The organism is Providencia zhijiangensis, from assembly GCF_030315915.2.
In the GTDB taxonomy this organism is placed as follows: domain Bacteria; phylum Pseudomonadota; class Gammaproteobacteria; order Enterobacterales; family Enterobacteriaceae; genus Providencia; species Providencia zhijiangensis.
The window spans coordinates 3595392-3609282 of the sequence record NZ_CP135990.1 but is presented as its reverse complement, the minus strand read 5'-3'; the positions used below and the strand labels follow the sequence as shown (position 1 = coordinate 3609282).

Below are 13891 nucleotides of genomic sequence, written 5' to 3'. Positions count from 1 at the left end.
CCTTTCCCATTTATAGTAATAAAGACTAACTTCTTATTAACTCAGCGACTTTTAGCTTCTTTAGCTCTCAGTCTATCGAGTTTTTCTACTTTCTGGCGAATACGTTGACGCTTCAAAGGTGATAAGTAATCAACGAACAGTTTTCCAACTAAATGGTCCATTTCATGTTGAATACAGATAGCCAGTAGACCATCAGCTTCAAGTTCAAATGATGTACCGTTATAATCAAGAGCACGAACTTTCACTTTCTCCGCCCTTGGTACAAATCCTTGCTGTTCAGGGACTGATAGGCAGCCTTCTTCTATACCTGTTTCACCTTCTTTATTAAGAAGCTCAGGATTGATAAGTACAAGGCGCTCATTACGTGATTCAGAAACATCAATAACAATGATGCGCTGGTGGATATCCACTTGCGTTGCTGCGAGCCCAATGCCTTCTTCGTCATACATCGTATCGAACATATCATCAATAATACGCTGGATAGATGCATCAACTTTTTCAACTGGTTTTGCAACGGTGCGAAGGCGCTCGTCTGGATAATGTAACACGTTTAAGACTGACATAAATTTTTCGAGTAGTTTCCAAAATTTAAAAGGTAATTACTGTCTATTCTAGACATTTATCAGTCATATTGACAGTATTGGTTATGATTTGTTCGTTTCCAAATGTGCTAACTTATTGTCAGGAAGACAAAATGAATGAACAGGAAATATGGCTAAGACTTTCGCAAGTTAGCCGAGTTGGAATAAAAATAGCGCCAAAGATAGTATCTCAATTAAAACAAGTGGATAAAGTAAATCATACAGTCTTAAAAGCTTGTGGGCTGAATGAAATGCAACGATTGCAATTCCTTAATGTCTCTTTAAGGCGAATTGAATCAACGTTGAAATGGCTAGAAAATACAGAAAATCAATTAATTACATTTTTAGATGTGCAATATCCTTTTTTATTAAAGCAGATATATAACCCGCCATTATTACTTTTTGTGTCGGGACGAAGTGAATTATTATCTGAAAAGCAAATTGCTATTATAGGAAGTCGGCAAGTTACCGAGTATGGTAAGAAATGGACGGAAGCATTTGTTCGAAAATTTATAGATTACAAATTGACAATCACCAGTGGTTTGGCTCTCGGTATTGATGGTATTAGCCATAAAACAGCGATAGATAATCAAGGGAAAACAGTCGCTGTACTAGGAAGTGGGCTTTCCTATATTTATCCGAAACAACATTTCGATTTAGCAGAACGAATTAGGTCTGAAGGTGTATTAGTTTCAGAGTATTTTCCTGATGCTCCCCCATTACCAAAACAGTTCCCTCGAAGAAACCGTATCATTAGTGGGCTAAGTAAAGCAGTATTGGTTATCGAAGCGGGTATGAAAAGTGGATCGTTGATTACAGCCCGATATGCAATTGAACAAAATCGGGATCTATTTACACTGCCGGCACCATTAGGCAACTCCGCATTTAGTGGTAATCACTGGTTGATACAACAAGGGGCATATCTGCTGGTAGAACCCGAAGACATATTATTGCATCTAGAATGCTCACCAAATTGGATACAACCAGAATTGGAGATTGAAACCTCTGCACAGCCAGAGTTAAATCTGACAGAAAGTCGGATTTTAGGTATGGTAGGGTACCAATCGACCCCTGCAGATATCATCGCTACTGAATTACAGTTACCTATCACGCAAGTGATTTCAGCCTTAACTGAATTAGAGATTAATGGCGCAATTATATCAGTGGCTGGTGGATATATCAGAGTAAACTAGTCATTGAAAAAAGAGTGGATTAAACAAAAACATGTCGAAGCAATTGCCTTTTGATACAGATAAAAATGAATACTGTCCTGAATGTAACTCTTTGCTCGTTATCCGTAACGGAGCTCATGGGCCTTTTTTAGCATGTTCTGGTTACCCTCAATGTCATTATATTAAGCCATTAAGAGCTGTTGCAGAGACTCACATTGTCAAAGTATTGGAAGGTCAAAGCTGTCCTAAATGCGGGTATGATTTGGTATTAAAACAAGGGCGTTTTGGGATGTTTATCGGTTGTAGCCACTATCCTGAATGTGAACATACAGAGCTCATCGATAAACCGGATGAAACTAAGGTTCCTTGTCCTCAATGCCAAACAGGCAATTTGCTACAAAGAAAATCCCGTTTTGGTAAAACTTTTTATGCTTGCGATAATTATCCTAACTGTCAGTTTATCCTGAATAATAAGCCTGTAGTGGGAAAATGTCAGTCTTGTGAATACCCATTACTTATGGAAAAAAAGGTTGGACAGGGAGTAAGATTGTTCTGTGCCAGCAAACGCTGCGGTAAGTTACAAGAAGAATCATGAGTTAAAACTATGCAAAATCAATCTACACCTGCAATTAAAAATATTATTGAAGCACTGAAACAACAACAAGTTATCGCTTATCCCACTGAAGCTGTTTTTGGCTTAGGATGTGACCCTGATAGTGAGGTTGCGGTAAATAAATTACTTGAATTGAAACAGCGCCCTTGGGAAAAAGGGTTAATTTTGATTGCTGATAATTATGAGCAACTCAAAAATTATGTCGATGACAGCAAACTTAATGAGCAACAGCGTCAAGCGATGTTTGCTACGTGGCCAGGACCTGTCACTTGGGTAATTCCTGCAAAGAAAACAACACCAAAATGGTTAACGGGTCAATTTGATACTTTAGCTGTTCGTGTCACAAACCATGAGTTAGTGAAAGAGCTTTGCAGTGAATATGGCAAACCAATCGTATCAACGAGTGCAAATTTGAGTGGATTAGAACCATGTCGAACTACAGAAGAAGTGATTGCACAGTTTAAAGAAACGATCCCCGTTCTTGATGGGGCTGTTGGTGGAAGATTGAATCCATCAGAAATTCGAGATGCTTTGACTGGGCAATTATATCGTAAAGGATAATGATTAATGGGAATGTTTGCAGTTTTTGGTAACCCGATTCAACACAGTAAATCACCGTCAATACATCAAATGTTTGCCAAGCAGACAGGCATTGATCTTGAATACCAGAAAATACTTGCTCCCGTAGAAGATTTTGAAGCTTATTTATCAGACTTTTTTGAAAAAGGCGGGCAGGGTGCAAACATTACATTACCGTTTAAAGAAAGGGCATTTCAATTCGTTTCAGAATTGACGGAAAGAGCTCAAACCTGTGGTGCCGTAAATACGATTAGAAAACTCGATAATCATCGTTTGTTGGGTGACAATACGGATGGTGCGGGATTATTGCTTGATTTACAGCGCCTTGGGTTTGTATCGCCTTCAAGCAAAATATTGGTTATTGGAGCTGGTGGTGCAACTCGCGGCGCTCTATTGCCTCTACTTGAGTACGGCTGCGATATTACGTTGACTAACCGAACCTTTATAAAAGCAGAATCTTTAGCTCACCAGTTTTCGGTTCTTGGGAAAATACAGAGTAGACCAATGGAGCAGCTCATTTCAGCAGAGTTTGATCTAATCATTAATGGTACTTCTTCTGGAGTGGCTGGTGAGATCCCTAAAATCAGTCCTGAACTATTTTCTCAACAGACCGCATGTTATGACATGTTTTATCAACGAGGTTTAACCCCCTTTTTGTCATTCGCTAAGCAGCATCAAGTGAATAAGCTAGCGGATGGCTTAGGTATGCTGGTTGGGCAAGCGGCATTTGCTTTTAAACTTTGGCATGGAGTGATACCAGAGATTGAGCCAGTATTAAAAGAGTTAAAAAAGGAACTTGAATAATGAATCAGGCGATTCAATTTCCAGATAGGGAAATGTGGGACACAGCTATTAGTAAGGTGCGTTTTCCTGTTTTAGTTAATGGACTACTTTCAGAGTGTGTTGTTTCACAAACCCTACTTATTAAACGATATGGTCAGAATGAAACTCCACTGGCGCTTTTTCAGCATTATCGCTGGGATATAGAAGAAGAGTTCGAGGCCTTGATTGAGCAAGGACTCGACAATGAACATGGCTTCTATGAATTGCTGGACGATAAGTAATTATTTTTCCACTCAACATAATTATTAGCTGAATAACGTAAATGGTTAAGTTCAGCTTCGGTAAGTTTTCGAATCGCTTTGGCTGGGCTTCCCATATATAAGTAGCCAGACTCCAATTTTTTTCCTTGAGTGACGAGGCTATTAGCGCCGACCACTACATCATCTTCAATAATAGCCCCATCGATCACGATAGAGCCCATACCGACAAGAACTCGGTTACCGATCGTGCATCCGTGCAGCATGACTTTATGCCCAACAGTGACATCTTCCCCAATGATTAACGGATTTCCATCAGGATTGCTGGTGGACTTGTGGGTGACATGTAGTACGGAACCATCCTGAATATTTGTTCGTGCACCTATAGAGATATAATTCACATCACCACGTAGTACTGATAGTGGCCAGATACTTACATCTTCGGCTAAGCGAACATCTCCAATGACGATAGAAGATGGATCAATAAAAACAGTAGCAGCGACAGAAGGGAAGGTTTCTAAATAAGGTCTTAAAGATGTATTCATATTCTTAGCCATAAAACGTAGATGGATATAAAGGTAACAATAAGGAAGCTCTTAATTAAGAATCAAATAATTAAGAGAGGACAATATGAATGGAATTATACGGCAAAATAGCTGTTTTTATAACCACAGTGATAGTAAAAAAAGCATAATGATGAAATTATCTGCAAACGATGTTTTTTTTAAAAAAAAAAGGTTGTGTAATTTTTCGAGCTCCCTATAATGCGCATCCGTTGTCACGACAAACCGGCTCGAAGAAAACCTCGAAGCCCCGTGATAACAGAGGTGAAGAAAGAAAATAGTTGAAAATAATCGCTTGACTTTCTAAATAAAAAACGTAGTATACGACACCTCGCGACAACGACCTAAAGTCGATAATCAAAAGATTAAGTCGCACCGCTCTTTAACAATTTATCAGACAATCTGTGTGGGCACTCACAGGACACTATCAAAAAAATATTTGATTTTAAGTCTTGAAGAGTGACTAACACGTTAATTCATATATATGAACTAATAGGTAATTTGGTTTCTTCGGAAATCAAACGACAGTAACATTCTTTGAGCATCAAGCTTTTTAATTGAAGAGTTTGATCATGGCTCAGATTGAACGCTGGCGGCAGGCCTAACACATGCAAGTCGAGCGGTAACAGGGGAAGCTTGCTTCTCGCTGACGAGCGGCGGACGGGTGAGTAATGTATGGGGATCTGCCCGATAGAGGGGGATAACTACTGGAAACGGTAGCTAATACCGCATAATCTCTTAGGAGCAAAGCAGGGGAACTTCGGTCCTTGCGCTATCGGATGAACCCATATGGGATTAGCTAGTTGGTGAGGTAATGGCTCACCAAGGCGACGATCCCTAGCTGGTCTGAGAGGATGATCAGCCACACTGGGACTGAGACACGGCCCAGACTCCTACGGGAGGCAGCAGTGGGGAATATTGCACAATGGGCGCAAGCCTGATGCAGCCATGCCGCGTGTATGAAGAAGGCCTTAGGGTTGTAAAGTACTTTCAGTTGGGAGGAAGGCGTTGATGCTAATATCATCAACGATTGACGTTACCAACAGAAGAAGCACCGGCTAACTCCGTGCCAGCAGCCGCGGTAATACGGAGGGTGCAAGCGTTAATCGGAATTACTGGGCGTAAAGCGCACGCAGGCGGTTGATTAAGTTAGATGTGAAATCCCCGGGCTTAACCTGGGAATGGCATCTAAGACTGGTCAGCTAGAGTCTTGTAGAGGGGGGTAGAATTCCATGTGTAGCGGTGAAATGCGTAGAGATGTGGAGGAATACCGGTGGCGAAGGCGGCCCCCTGGACAAAGACTGACGCTCAGGTGCGAAAGCGTGGGGAGCAAACAGGATTAGATACCCTGGTAGTCCACGCTGTAAACGATGTCGATTTGGAGGTTGTTCCCTTGAGGAGTGGCTTCCGGAGCTAACGCGTTAAATCGACCGCCTGGGGAGTACGGCCGCAAGGTTAAAACTCAAATGAATTGACGGGGGCCCGCACAAGCGGTGGAGCATGTGGTTTAATTCGATGCAACGCGAAGAACCTTACCTACTCTTGACATCCAGAGAATTTAGCAGAGATGCTTTAGTGCCTTCGGGAACTCTGAGACAGGTGCTGCATGGCTGTCGTCAGCTCGTGTTGTGAAATGTTGGGTTAAGTCCCGCAACGAGCGCAACCCTTATCCTTTGTTGCCAGCACGTGATGGTGGGAACTCAAAGGAGACTGCCGGTGATAAACCGGAGGAAGGTGGGGATGACGTCAAGTCATCATGGCCCTTACGAGTAGGGCTACACACGTGCTACAATGGCGTATACAAAGAGAAGCGACCTCGCGAGAGCAAGCGGAACTCATAAAGTACGTCGTAGTCCGGATTGGAGTCTGCAACTCGACTCCATGAAGTCGGAATCGCTAGTAATCGTAGATCAGAATGCTACGGTGAATACGTTCCCGGGCCTTGTACACACCGCCCGTCACACCATGGGAGTGGGTTGCAAAAGAAGTAGGTAGCTTAACCTTCGGGAGGGCGCTTACCACTTTGTGATTCATGACTGGGGTGAAGTCGTAACAAGGTAACCGTAGGGGAACCTGCGGTTGGATCACCTCCTTACCATTGAAGTGTACTTGTGAAGTGCTCACACAGATTGTCTGATAGAAAGTAGAGCAAAAAGCGCGTCTGCGAAGCTGACTGTAGTGTCCCCTTCGTCTAGAGGCCTAGGACACCGCCCTTTCACGGCGGTAACAGGGGTTCGAATCCCCTAGGGGACGCCAATTGCGCGGAGAATGAGTGAAAGACGTTCCCCACAAATAATGATTAAGCCAATTACCTTGTAGTTGGTTTAACAATTATGCTCTTTAACAATCTGGAACAAGCTGAAAATTGAAAACAACGCACATTGTTTATCGCTTAAACAATGTGAGAGTCTCTCAAAAATCTCAACTTGAACGTGTTTTTCAAACACACAAGCAAGTGGCATGAGCGAGCAGTGTGAAATTCAAGGCGGACAGCGTGCAGCAAGCGCAGCGTACATGAGTACGTGAGCATTGCGAACCCTGCCCAACGAAGAACTTCACCACGCACAGCCATGACGTTTCGTGTCGTCTGATGAAAAGACACCTTCGGGTTGTGAGGTTAAGCGACTAAGCGTACACGGTGGATGCCTAGGCAATCAGAGGCGATGAAGGACGTGCTAATCTGCGATAAGCGTCGGTAAGGTGATATGAACCGTTATAACCGACGATTTCCGAATGGGGAAACCCAGTGCAATTCGTTGCACTATCGTTTGATGAATACATAGTCAAACGAGGCGAACCGAGGGAACTGAAACATCTCAGTACCTCGAGGAAAAGAAATCAACCGAGATTCCCCTAGTAGCGGCGAGCGAACGGGGAGCAGCCCAGAGTCTTAATCAGCATTAGCATCAGGAGAACGGTCTGGAAAGGCCGGCAGTAAAGGGTGATAGCCCCGTATCCGAAGGTGTTAGTGTTGTGAACTCGACGAGTAGGGCGGGACACGTGTTATCCTGTCTGAATATGGGGGGACCATCCTCCAAGGCTAAATACTCCTGATTGACCGATAGTGAACCAGTACCGTGAGGGAAAGGCGAAAAGAACCCCGGCGAGGGGAGTGAAATAGAACCTGAAACCGTGTACGTACAAGCAGTGGGAGCACCCTTGTGGTGTGACTGCGTACCTTTTGTATAATGGGTCAGCGACTTATATTCTGTAGCAAGGTTAACCGTATAGGGGAGCCGTAGGGAAACCGAGTCTTAACTGGGCGAATGAGTTGCAGGGTATAGACCCGAAACCCGGTGATCTAGCCATGGGCAGGTTGAAGGTTGGGTAACACTAACTGGAGGACCGAACCGACTAATGTTGAAAAATTAGCGGATGACTTGTGGCTGGGGGTGAAAGGCCAATCAAACCGGGAGATAGCTGGTTCTCCCCGAAAGCTATTTAGGTAGCGCCTCGTGAACTCATCTTCGGGGGTAGAGCACTGTTTCGACTAGGGGGTCATCCCGACTTACCAACTCGATGCAAACTACGAATACCGAAGAATGTTATCACGGGAGACACACGGCGGGTGCTAACGTTCGTCGTGAAGAGGGAAACAACCCAGACCGCCAGCTAAGGTCCCAAAGTCATAGTTAAGTGGGAAACGAAGTGGGAAGGCTCAGACAGCCAGGATGTTGGCTTAGAAGCAGCCATCATTTAAAGAAAGCGTAATAGCTCACTGGTCGAGTCGGCCTGCGCGGAAGATGTAACGGGGCTAAACTATGCACCGAAGCTGCGGCAGCGATATGTAAATATTGTTGGGTAGGGGAGCGTTCTGTAAGCCTGTGAAGGTGTGCTGTGAGGCATGCTGGAGGTATCAGAAGTGCGAATGCTGACATAAGTAACGATAATGCGGGTGAAAAACCCGCACGCCGGAAGACCAAGGGTTCCTGTCCAACGTTAATCGGGGCAGGGTGAGTCGACCCCTAAGGCGAGGCAGAAATGCGTAGTCGATGGGAAACGGGTTAATATTCCCGTACTGGTGATAATTGCGATGGGGGGACGGAGAAGGTTAGGCTGGCCGGGCGACGGTTGTCCCGGTTTAAGGATGTAGGCAGGTGAATTAGGCAAATCCGGTTCACTATATGCTGAGGTCTGATGACGAGTCACTACGGTGGCGAAGTAGCTCATACCCCGCTTCCAGGAAAAGCCTCTAAGCTCTAGATTATCATTAATCGTACCCCAAACCGACACAGGTGGTCAGGTAGAGAATACTCAGGCGCTTGAGAGAACTCGGGTGAAGGAACTAGGCAAAATGGTGCCGTAACTTCGGGAGAAGGCACGCTGGCATTAGGTGAAGTGATTTACTCATGGAGCTGAAGCCAGTCGCAGATACCAGCTGGCTGCAACTGTTTATTAAAAACACAGCACTGTGCAAACACGAAAGTGGACGTATACGGTGTGACGCCTGCCCGGTGCTGGAAGGTTAATTGATGGGGTTATCCGTAAGGAGAAGCTCTTGATCGAAGCCCCAGTAAACGGCGGCCGTAACTATAACGGTCCTAAGGTAGCGAAATTCCTTGTCGGGTAAGTTCCGACCTGCACGAATGGCGTAATGATGGCCAGGCTGTCTCCACCCGAGACTCAGTGAAATTGAACTCGCTGTGAAGATGCAGTGTACCCGCGGCAAGACGGAAAGACCCCGTGAACCTTTACTATAGCTTGACACTGAACATTGAGCCTTGATGTGTAGGATAGGTGGGAGGCTTTGAAGCGTGGACGCCAGTCTGCGTGGAGCCAACCTTGAAATACCACCCTTTAATGTTTGATGTTCTAACGTAGCCCCATTATCTGGGGTGCGGACAGTGTCTGGTGGGTAGTTTGACTGGGGCGGTCTCCTCCCAAAGAGTAACGGAGGAGCACGAAGGTTGGCTAAGCATGGTCGGACATCATGCGGTTAGTGCAAAGGCATAAGCCAGCTTGACTGCGAGAGTGACGGCTCGAGCAGGTACGAAAGTAGGTCTTAGTGATCCGGTGGTTCTGTATGGAAGGGCCATCGCTCAACGGATAAAAGGTACTCCGGGGATAACAGGCTGATACCGCCCAAGAGTTCATATCGACGGCGGTGTTTGGCACCTCGATGTCGGCTCATCACATCCTGGGGCTGAAGTAGGTCCCAAGGGTACGGCTGTTCGCCGTTTAAAGTGGTACGCGAGCTGGGTTTAGAACGTCGTGAGACAGTTCGGTCCCTATCTGCCGTGGGCGTTGGAAGATTGAAAGGGGCTGCTCCTAGTACGAGAGGACCGGAGTGGACGCACCACTGGTGTTCGGGTTGTCATGCCAATGGCATTGCCCGGTAGCTAAGTGCGGAAGAGATAACCGCTGAAAGCATCTAAGCGGGAAACTTGCCTTGAGATGAGTCTTCCCTGACTCTTTAAGGGTCCTAAAGGAACGTTTAAGACTAAGACGTTGATAGGTTGGGTGTGTAAGCGTAGCGATACGTTGAGCTAACCAATACTAATGAACCGTGAGGCTTAACCTGACAACACCGAAGGTGTTTTCGAGATGAGAGATTAAAGTTGATTCAATGAAGTGGGACGCCGAGAGGTGGACACGACAGCTTGTTCAGGATTGATATTCTGGTTTAGTGGATTAGAGACTAAACGGGAATAAACAGAATTTGTCTGGCGGCAATAGCGCGGTGGTCCCACCTGACCCCATGCCGAACTCAGAAGTGAAACGCCGTAGCGCCGATGGTAGTGTGGGGTCTCCCCATGTGAGAGTAGGGAACTGCCAGACATTAATTTAAAACTTATTGCGAAGCGATAAGTTGCCGAAAGGCGAAAAAGAATAAGTGGAGCGGTAGTTCAGTTGGTTAGAATACCTGCCTGTCACGCAGGGGGTCGCGGGTTCGAGTCCCGTCCGTTCCGCCACTTAATTTAGGGGCGTAGTTCAATTGGTAGAGCACCGGTCTCCAAAACCGGGTGTTGGGAGTTCGAGTCTCTCCGCCCCTGCCAGTTACCAATTAAGTAATAATAAAAGAAGTATCTATTGATAACCCGATTATATTAATCGGGTTTTTCTTTTTGCATCCCTTAATTTTCTTCCTAACTGTGAAATTTCTTAGTATTTTTCATATCTTCATATCTTCATATCTTCATATCTTCATATCTTCATATCTACTTTTAAGTATTATTCCATCTAAGAGACATATATTTGCAATAAAAAAGGGCGATAGCTCGCCCTATTTTTGAATTCTTTAATGCCTATTGTGTGTTTGGTATTGGTGTTTTAATAAGTTGATTAATTAGGACTTGCTGATCATTTTTTTTCAGCCAAATGGCATATAAAGGCTTAGTAATAACGTTATTTGAGAGTGTTTTTAACGTTGGATAATGTTGGAGCCAATGTGCTGGTAAAAATGCCGCTGAAAGCGATACAGGCAATAATTGACGCGTAATTTCTGCAGACGTCGTAATCATTACAGGGGAATCATCTTGCAGTAGAGTTGGCTCATTTTTGGGGTGAAAATCAGCTCCCCATTCTAACTTGATAAAATTATATTGAGTAAGGGCTATGTTCTTTTGAGAAGCCATTAATTGAAGTTGAATAGAACCAATGATGGTACTTTCAAATTCATCCATTTTTGGTGGTTCGATCGCTATCAGTAAGTCTAATTCTCTAGAATGTAACTGTTTTACGAGTGATTGACGTGTGGAAACGCGTGCTTCTAATCGTAGTTCATCATGTTGGCTATATAGAACCTCTAACCAGCCAGTGAGATAGCTTTCCCATAATGATGACGTTGCGCCAATAGACAGTTCTGTATGTTGGGATGCGTGTGTGATCTCTTTTTTGGCTTGAAGCCATGTATTCATTAGAGATTCAGCATAGGGAACTAAACGTTCTCCAGCAGCAGTTAAACGAATATTATTACGGTGTCGTGTGAATAGGCTTGTGCCTAATTGTGTTTCTAACTGTCTGATACGAAAGCTAACGGCAGACTGGGTTAAGTAGAGAGATTCTGCGGCTCTGCCGAAGTGTCTGGTTCTACTGACTTCTAAAAAAGTTCTTAATAACTCGCTGTCCACACGTATCTCCAATAATTTTTGTCGTGATGATTTAAATGTTTTGTTTTACAGATTGTCAATGCTGTCTAATACTCCGCGCCATATAGAGTTGACCGTAATCAGTTAGGAGTGTGTCAGATGGCAGATAGCTTCATCACGACTAATCGTTTTTTTGATAATAAACATTACCCACGTGGCTTTTCTCGTCATGGTGATTTCACCATCAAAGAAGCTCAGTTGCTAGAACGTCATGGCCAAGCTTTCAATGAGCTTGATACAGGAAAACGCGCAGCGCAAACAGAAGAAGAAAAATTATTCGTCGCTGTTTGCCGTGGAGAGCGCGAACCTACAACCCTTGAAGAAAAGGTATGGGTGAAATATTCTAGCAGAATTAATCGTCCGAAGCGCTTCCATACACTATCAGGTGGTAAACCACAGATAGATCCAACAGAAGACTATACCGATACGGATGATTAATTTCATTAGTATTAAAACAGTATAAGCATTAAAACAAATAGGGACTTAGGTCCCTTTTGTTGTTTCTGTCTAATCATTAACTTTTGCCTTAATTCCTTCAGCTTACTTGTTTTTGCAAATGAAGCAATAACTTATCCATTGCTCGATATCCTAGCGCCTCTAGTAAATGTTCCCGTTGTATATTCGATGAATAATTAAGATCTGCAATTGTTCTAGAAACTCTAAGAATTCTGTGCCAAGCACGAATAGATAGCCCTAGTTTATTAAGTGCATTCTCTAAGAATAGTGCATCTTCAGTGGCCAGTAGGCAGGTTTTTGTTGTTTCACTTGCGGTTAGCTGACTATTAATTTTACCAGCTCGATTGATTTGTTGGTTTCTTGCTTCAATAACTCGTAAGCGAATTTGTTTGCTAGTTTCGCCTTGATGCGTTTGCTGGCTTAAAGTACCTAGAGGGAGTAAAGGTATCTCAATAGAGAGATCAAACCTATCTAAGAATGGCCCTGAAACGCGTGATAAGTAACGTAGTACCTTTGCTGGAGAGGAACGACTCATTTCTCCTTGGTAATGTCCTGTGGGGCTAGGGTTAAGGGCTGCAATTAATTGGAAGTTAGCAGGGAAACACACCTTAGCCTTTGCTCTTGAAATGATAATTTGATGAGATTCTAGTGGTTCTCGTAAAGAGTCTAATACAGAGCGTGTGAATTCAGGTAATTCATCTAAAAATAATATACCGTGATGGGCGAGGGATATCTCTCCTGGCTTAGGTAATGAACCACCACCAATCAAAGCGGTCATTGATGTATTGTGGTGAGGGCATCTAAATGGTCGTGTAGGCCACTTATCTATGGTTTCCATGGTTTGGCTAAGGCTATGTAATGCTGTGACTTCTAGAGCTTCTTGAGGCGTTAAGGACGGCAGTAAAGTTATCAACCGGTGGGCTAACATAGTTTTACCTGTACCGGGAGGACCTAGCAATAATAAATTGTGCCCACCTGCTGCGCTGATTTCTAATGCTCGCTTTCCTTGCTCTTGGCCTATGATATCGCAAATATCGTTTTCATAGTCAGAGGGATCAGCATGTTGAATAACTTGTTGATTAGTCGATAGTGTACTTTTTTGATGCAAGTAATGGCAAAGTTCCAGTAAAGATGTGGCAAAACTGACGCTGCTATCAGCTAATAAACTGAGTTGATATTGATTATCTTTCGATAGAATTAATTGCCTATTTTGACTTATTGCCGCTTGAGCGGCAGGGATCCCGCCATTGACATAACGTATATCTCCGGAGAGCGCTAATTCACCAAGAAACTCATGGCGCTCTAATAATTGATCAGGAATTTGTCCGGATGCAGCAAGTATTGCAATCGCAATAGCTAAATCATAGCGACCACTTTCCTTCGGTAAATCTGCTGGCGCTAAGTTTACCGTCATCTTTTTTACAGGATATTCAAAGCCGCTATTAACCATAGCACTCCGTACTCTATCTCGCGCTTCTTTAACTGCCGTTTCTGGTAACCCAACTAAAGTTAACCCCGGTAGTCCATTACTAATATGCGCTTCAACAGTGACAAGTGGAGCGTCTAATCCAATAGATGCTCGAGTGTAAACAATCGCTAACGTCATAAATCATCTCCTTGATTGGCTAGCATAATATGCTGTTATGGATTAGACGTATTTTCCTATTGAGATTCCGATATTTGCGAAGCGACTCGATAATTAAATTGTTTAATTGCACGGTGTTTCATTTTTTTTCGAAGCGCTTTGAAGCCTTTAATTTAGCTAGTTACATTCATTTTATTTTTTGAATAATAATAGT

10 protein-coding genes, 3 tRNA genes and 3 rRNA genes are annotated in these 13891 nt (G+C 43.8%); 12 read left to right on the top strand and 4 right to left on the bottom strand.

Annotated features, from left to right (window positions below):
- Window positions 1-41: 41 nt before the first annotated feature.
- On the bottom strand, window positions 42-563 hold the full coding sequence (gene def, locus QS795_RS16520) for a peptide deformylase (protein ID WP_318626647.1): 522 nt from the start codon (window positions 561-563) through the stop codon (window positions 42-44).
- Window positions 564-694: 131 nt separating this feature from the next.
- On the opposite strand from def, the gene dprA reads away from it, so the two are divergent.
- From dprA to QS795_RS16495, 5 genes are read left to right on the top strand one after another with little or no spacing between them, the layout of a single operon-like run.
- Window positions 695-1774 (top strand): DNA-processing protein DprA, encoded by a 1080-nt coding sequence (dprA, locus tag QS795_RS16515; RefSeq protein ID WP_286272807.1) that lies wholly within the window; start codon window positions 695-697, stop codon window positions 1772-1774.
- Window positions 1775-1805: 31 nt separating this feature from the next.
- Window positions 1806-2348, top strand: a complete 543-nt coding sequence (locus QS795_RS16510; protein ID WP_154638945.1) for a DNA topoisomerase family protein — start codon at window positions 1806-1808, stop codon at window positions 2346-2348.
- 9 nt (window positions 2349-2357) lie between these two features.
- Window positions 2358-2927 carry an L-threonylcarbamoyladenylate synthase type 1 TsaC gene (tsaC, locus tag QS795_RS16505; RefSeq protein WP_154603123.1) on the top strand — a complete coding sequence of 190 codons (570 nt, stop codon included), beginning with the start codon at window positions 2358-2360 and terminating at the stop codon, window positions 2925-2927.
- A gap of 6 nt (window positions 2928-2933) precedes the next feature.
- A complete protein-coding gene (gene aroE / locus QS795_RS16500) occupies window positions 2934-3749 on the top strand; it encodes a shikimate dehydrogenase (RefSeq protein WP_286272805.1) in 816 nt (271 codons plus the stop codon).
- Entirely contained in the window at window positions 3749-4009 is a 261-nt protein-coding gene (locus QS795_RS16495) for a DUF1488 family protein (RefSeq protein WP_154603121.1), read from the top strand. Before aroE ends, QS795_RS16495 begins: the two co-directional genes overlap by 1 nt.
- Here the strand turns inward: QS795_RS16495 and QS795_RS16490 are convergent.
- Window positions 3985-4530 (bottom strand): gamma carbonic anhydrase family protein, encoded by a 546-nt coding sequence (locus QS795_RS16490; protein WP_154603120.1) that lies wholly within the window; start codon window positions 4528-4530, stop codon window positions 3985-3987. The genes QS795_RS16495 and QS795_RS16490 overlap by 25 nt on opposite strands.
- A gap of 572 nt (window positions 4531-5102) precedes the next feature.
- On the opposite strand from QS795_RS16490, the gene QS795_RS16485 reads away from it, so the two are divergent.
- The 6 genes from QS795_RS16485 (at window position 5103) to QS795_RS16460 (ending at window position 10544) form a co-directional block, all read left to right on the top strand.
- A 16S ribosomal RNA gene (locus QS795_RS16485) occupies window positions 5103-6643 on the top strand.
- 85 nt (window positions 6644-6728) lie between these two features.
- Window positions 6729-6804 (top strand) — tRNA-Glu (locus tag QS795_RS16480).
- A gap of 359 nt (window positions 6805-7163) precedes the next feature.
- A 23S ribosomal RNA gene (locus QS795_RS16475) occupies window positions 7164-10069 on the top strand.
- Between the two features lie 141 nt (window positions 10070-10210).
- Window positions 10211-10326 (top strand): 5S ribosomal RNA (gene rrf, locus QS795_RS16470).
- Together the 16S, 23S and 5S rRNA genes with 3 tRNA genes alongside form the textbook arrangement of a ribosomal RNA operon.
- Before the next feature lie 57 nt (window positions 10327-10383).
- Window positions 10384-10460: transfer RNA gene (locus QS795_RS16465), tRNA-Asp, on the top strand.
- An 8-nt stretch (window positions 10461-10468) separates the two neighbouring features.
- Window positions 10469-10544: transfer RNA gene (locus QS795_RS16460), tRNA-Trp, on the top strand.
- Between the two features lie 249 nt (window positions 10545-10793).
- Here QS795_RS16460 and hdfR read toward each other — a convergent pair.
- Complete coding sequence (gene hdfR / locus QS795_RS16455) at window positions 10794-11624, bottom strand: HTH-type transcriptional regulator HdfR (RefSeq protein ID WP_181478849.1); 831 nt, start codon at window positions 11622-11624, stop codon at window positions 10794-10796.
- Between the two features lie 111 nt (window positions 11625-11735).
- Between hdfR and QS795_RS16450 the strand changes: the two genes are divergently transcribed.
- On the top strand, window positions 11736-12074 hold the full coding sequence (locus QS795_RS16450) for a MaoP family protein (protein ID WP_154603099.1): 339 nt from the start codon (window positions 11736-11738) through the stop codon (window positions 12072-12074).
- Window positions 12075-12171: 97 nt separating this feature from the next.
- Here the strand turns inward: QS795_RS16450 and QS795_RS16445 are convergent, their stop codons facing one another.
- Window positions 12172-13698 (bottom strand): YifB family Mg chelatase-like AAA ATPase, encoded by a 1527-nt coding sequence (locus QS795_RS16445; RefSeq protein ID WP_318626646.1) that lies wholly within the window; start codon window positions 13696-13698, stop codon window positions 12172-12174.
- Between the last annotated feature and the right edge of the window lie 193 nt (window positions 13699-13891).

Bases quoted from the DNA above. Each gene is read 5' to 3' on its own strand.
- def (WP_318626647.1), bottom strand. From the start codon at position 563: ATGTCAGTCTTAAACGTGTTACATTATCCAGACGAGCGCCTTCGCACC.
- dprA (WP_286272807.1), top strand. From the start codon at position 695: ATGAATGAACAGGAAATATGGCTAAGACTTTCGCAAGTTAGCCGAGTT.
- QS795_RS16510 (WP_154638945.1), top strand. From the start codon at position 1,806: ATGTCGAAGCAATTGCCTTTTGATACAGATAAAAATGAATACTGTCCT.
- tsaC (WP_154603123.1), top strand. From the start codon at position 2,358: ATGCAAAATCAATCTACACCTGCAATTAAAAATATTATTGAAGCACTG.
- aroE (WP_286272805.1), top strand. From the start codon at position 2,934: ATGGGAATGTTTGCAGTTTTTGGTAACCCGATTCAACACAGTAAATCA.
- QS795_RS16495 (WP_154603121.1), top strand. From the start codon at position 3,749: ATGAATCAGGCGATTCAATTTCCAGATAGGGAAATGTGGGACACAGCT.
- QS795_RS16490 (WP_154603120.1), bottom strand. From the start codon at position 4,530: ATGAATACATCTTTAAGACCTTATTTAGAAACCTTCCCTTCTGTCGCT.
- QS795_RS16450 (WP_154603099.1), top strand. From the start codon at position 11,736: ATGGCAGATAGCTTCATCACGACTAATCGTTTTTTTGATAATAAACAT.
- QS795_RS16445 (WP_318626646.1), bottom strand. From the start codon at position 13,698: ATGACGTTAGCGATTGTTTACACTCGAGCATCTATTGGATTAGACGCT.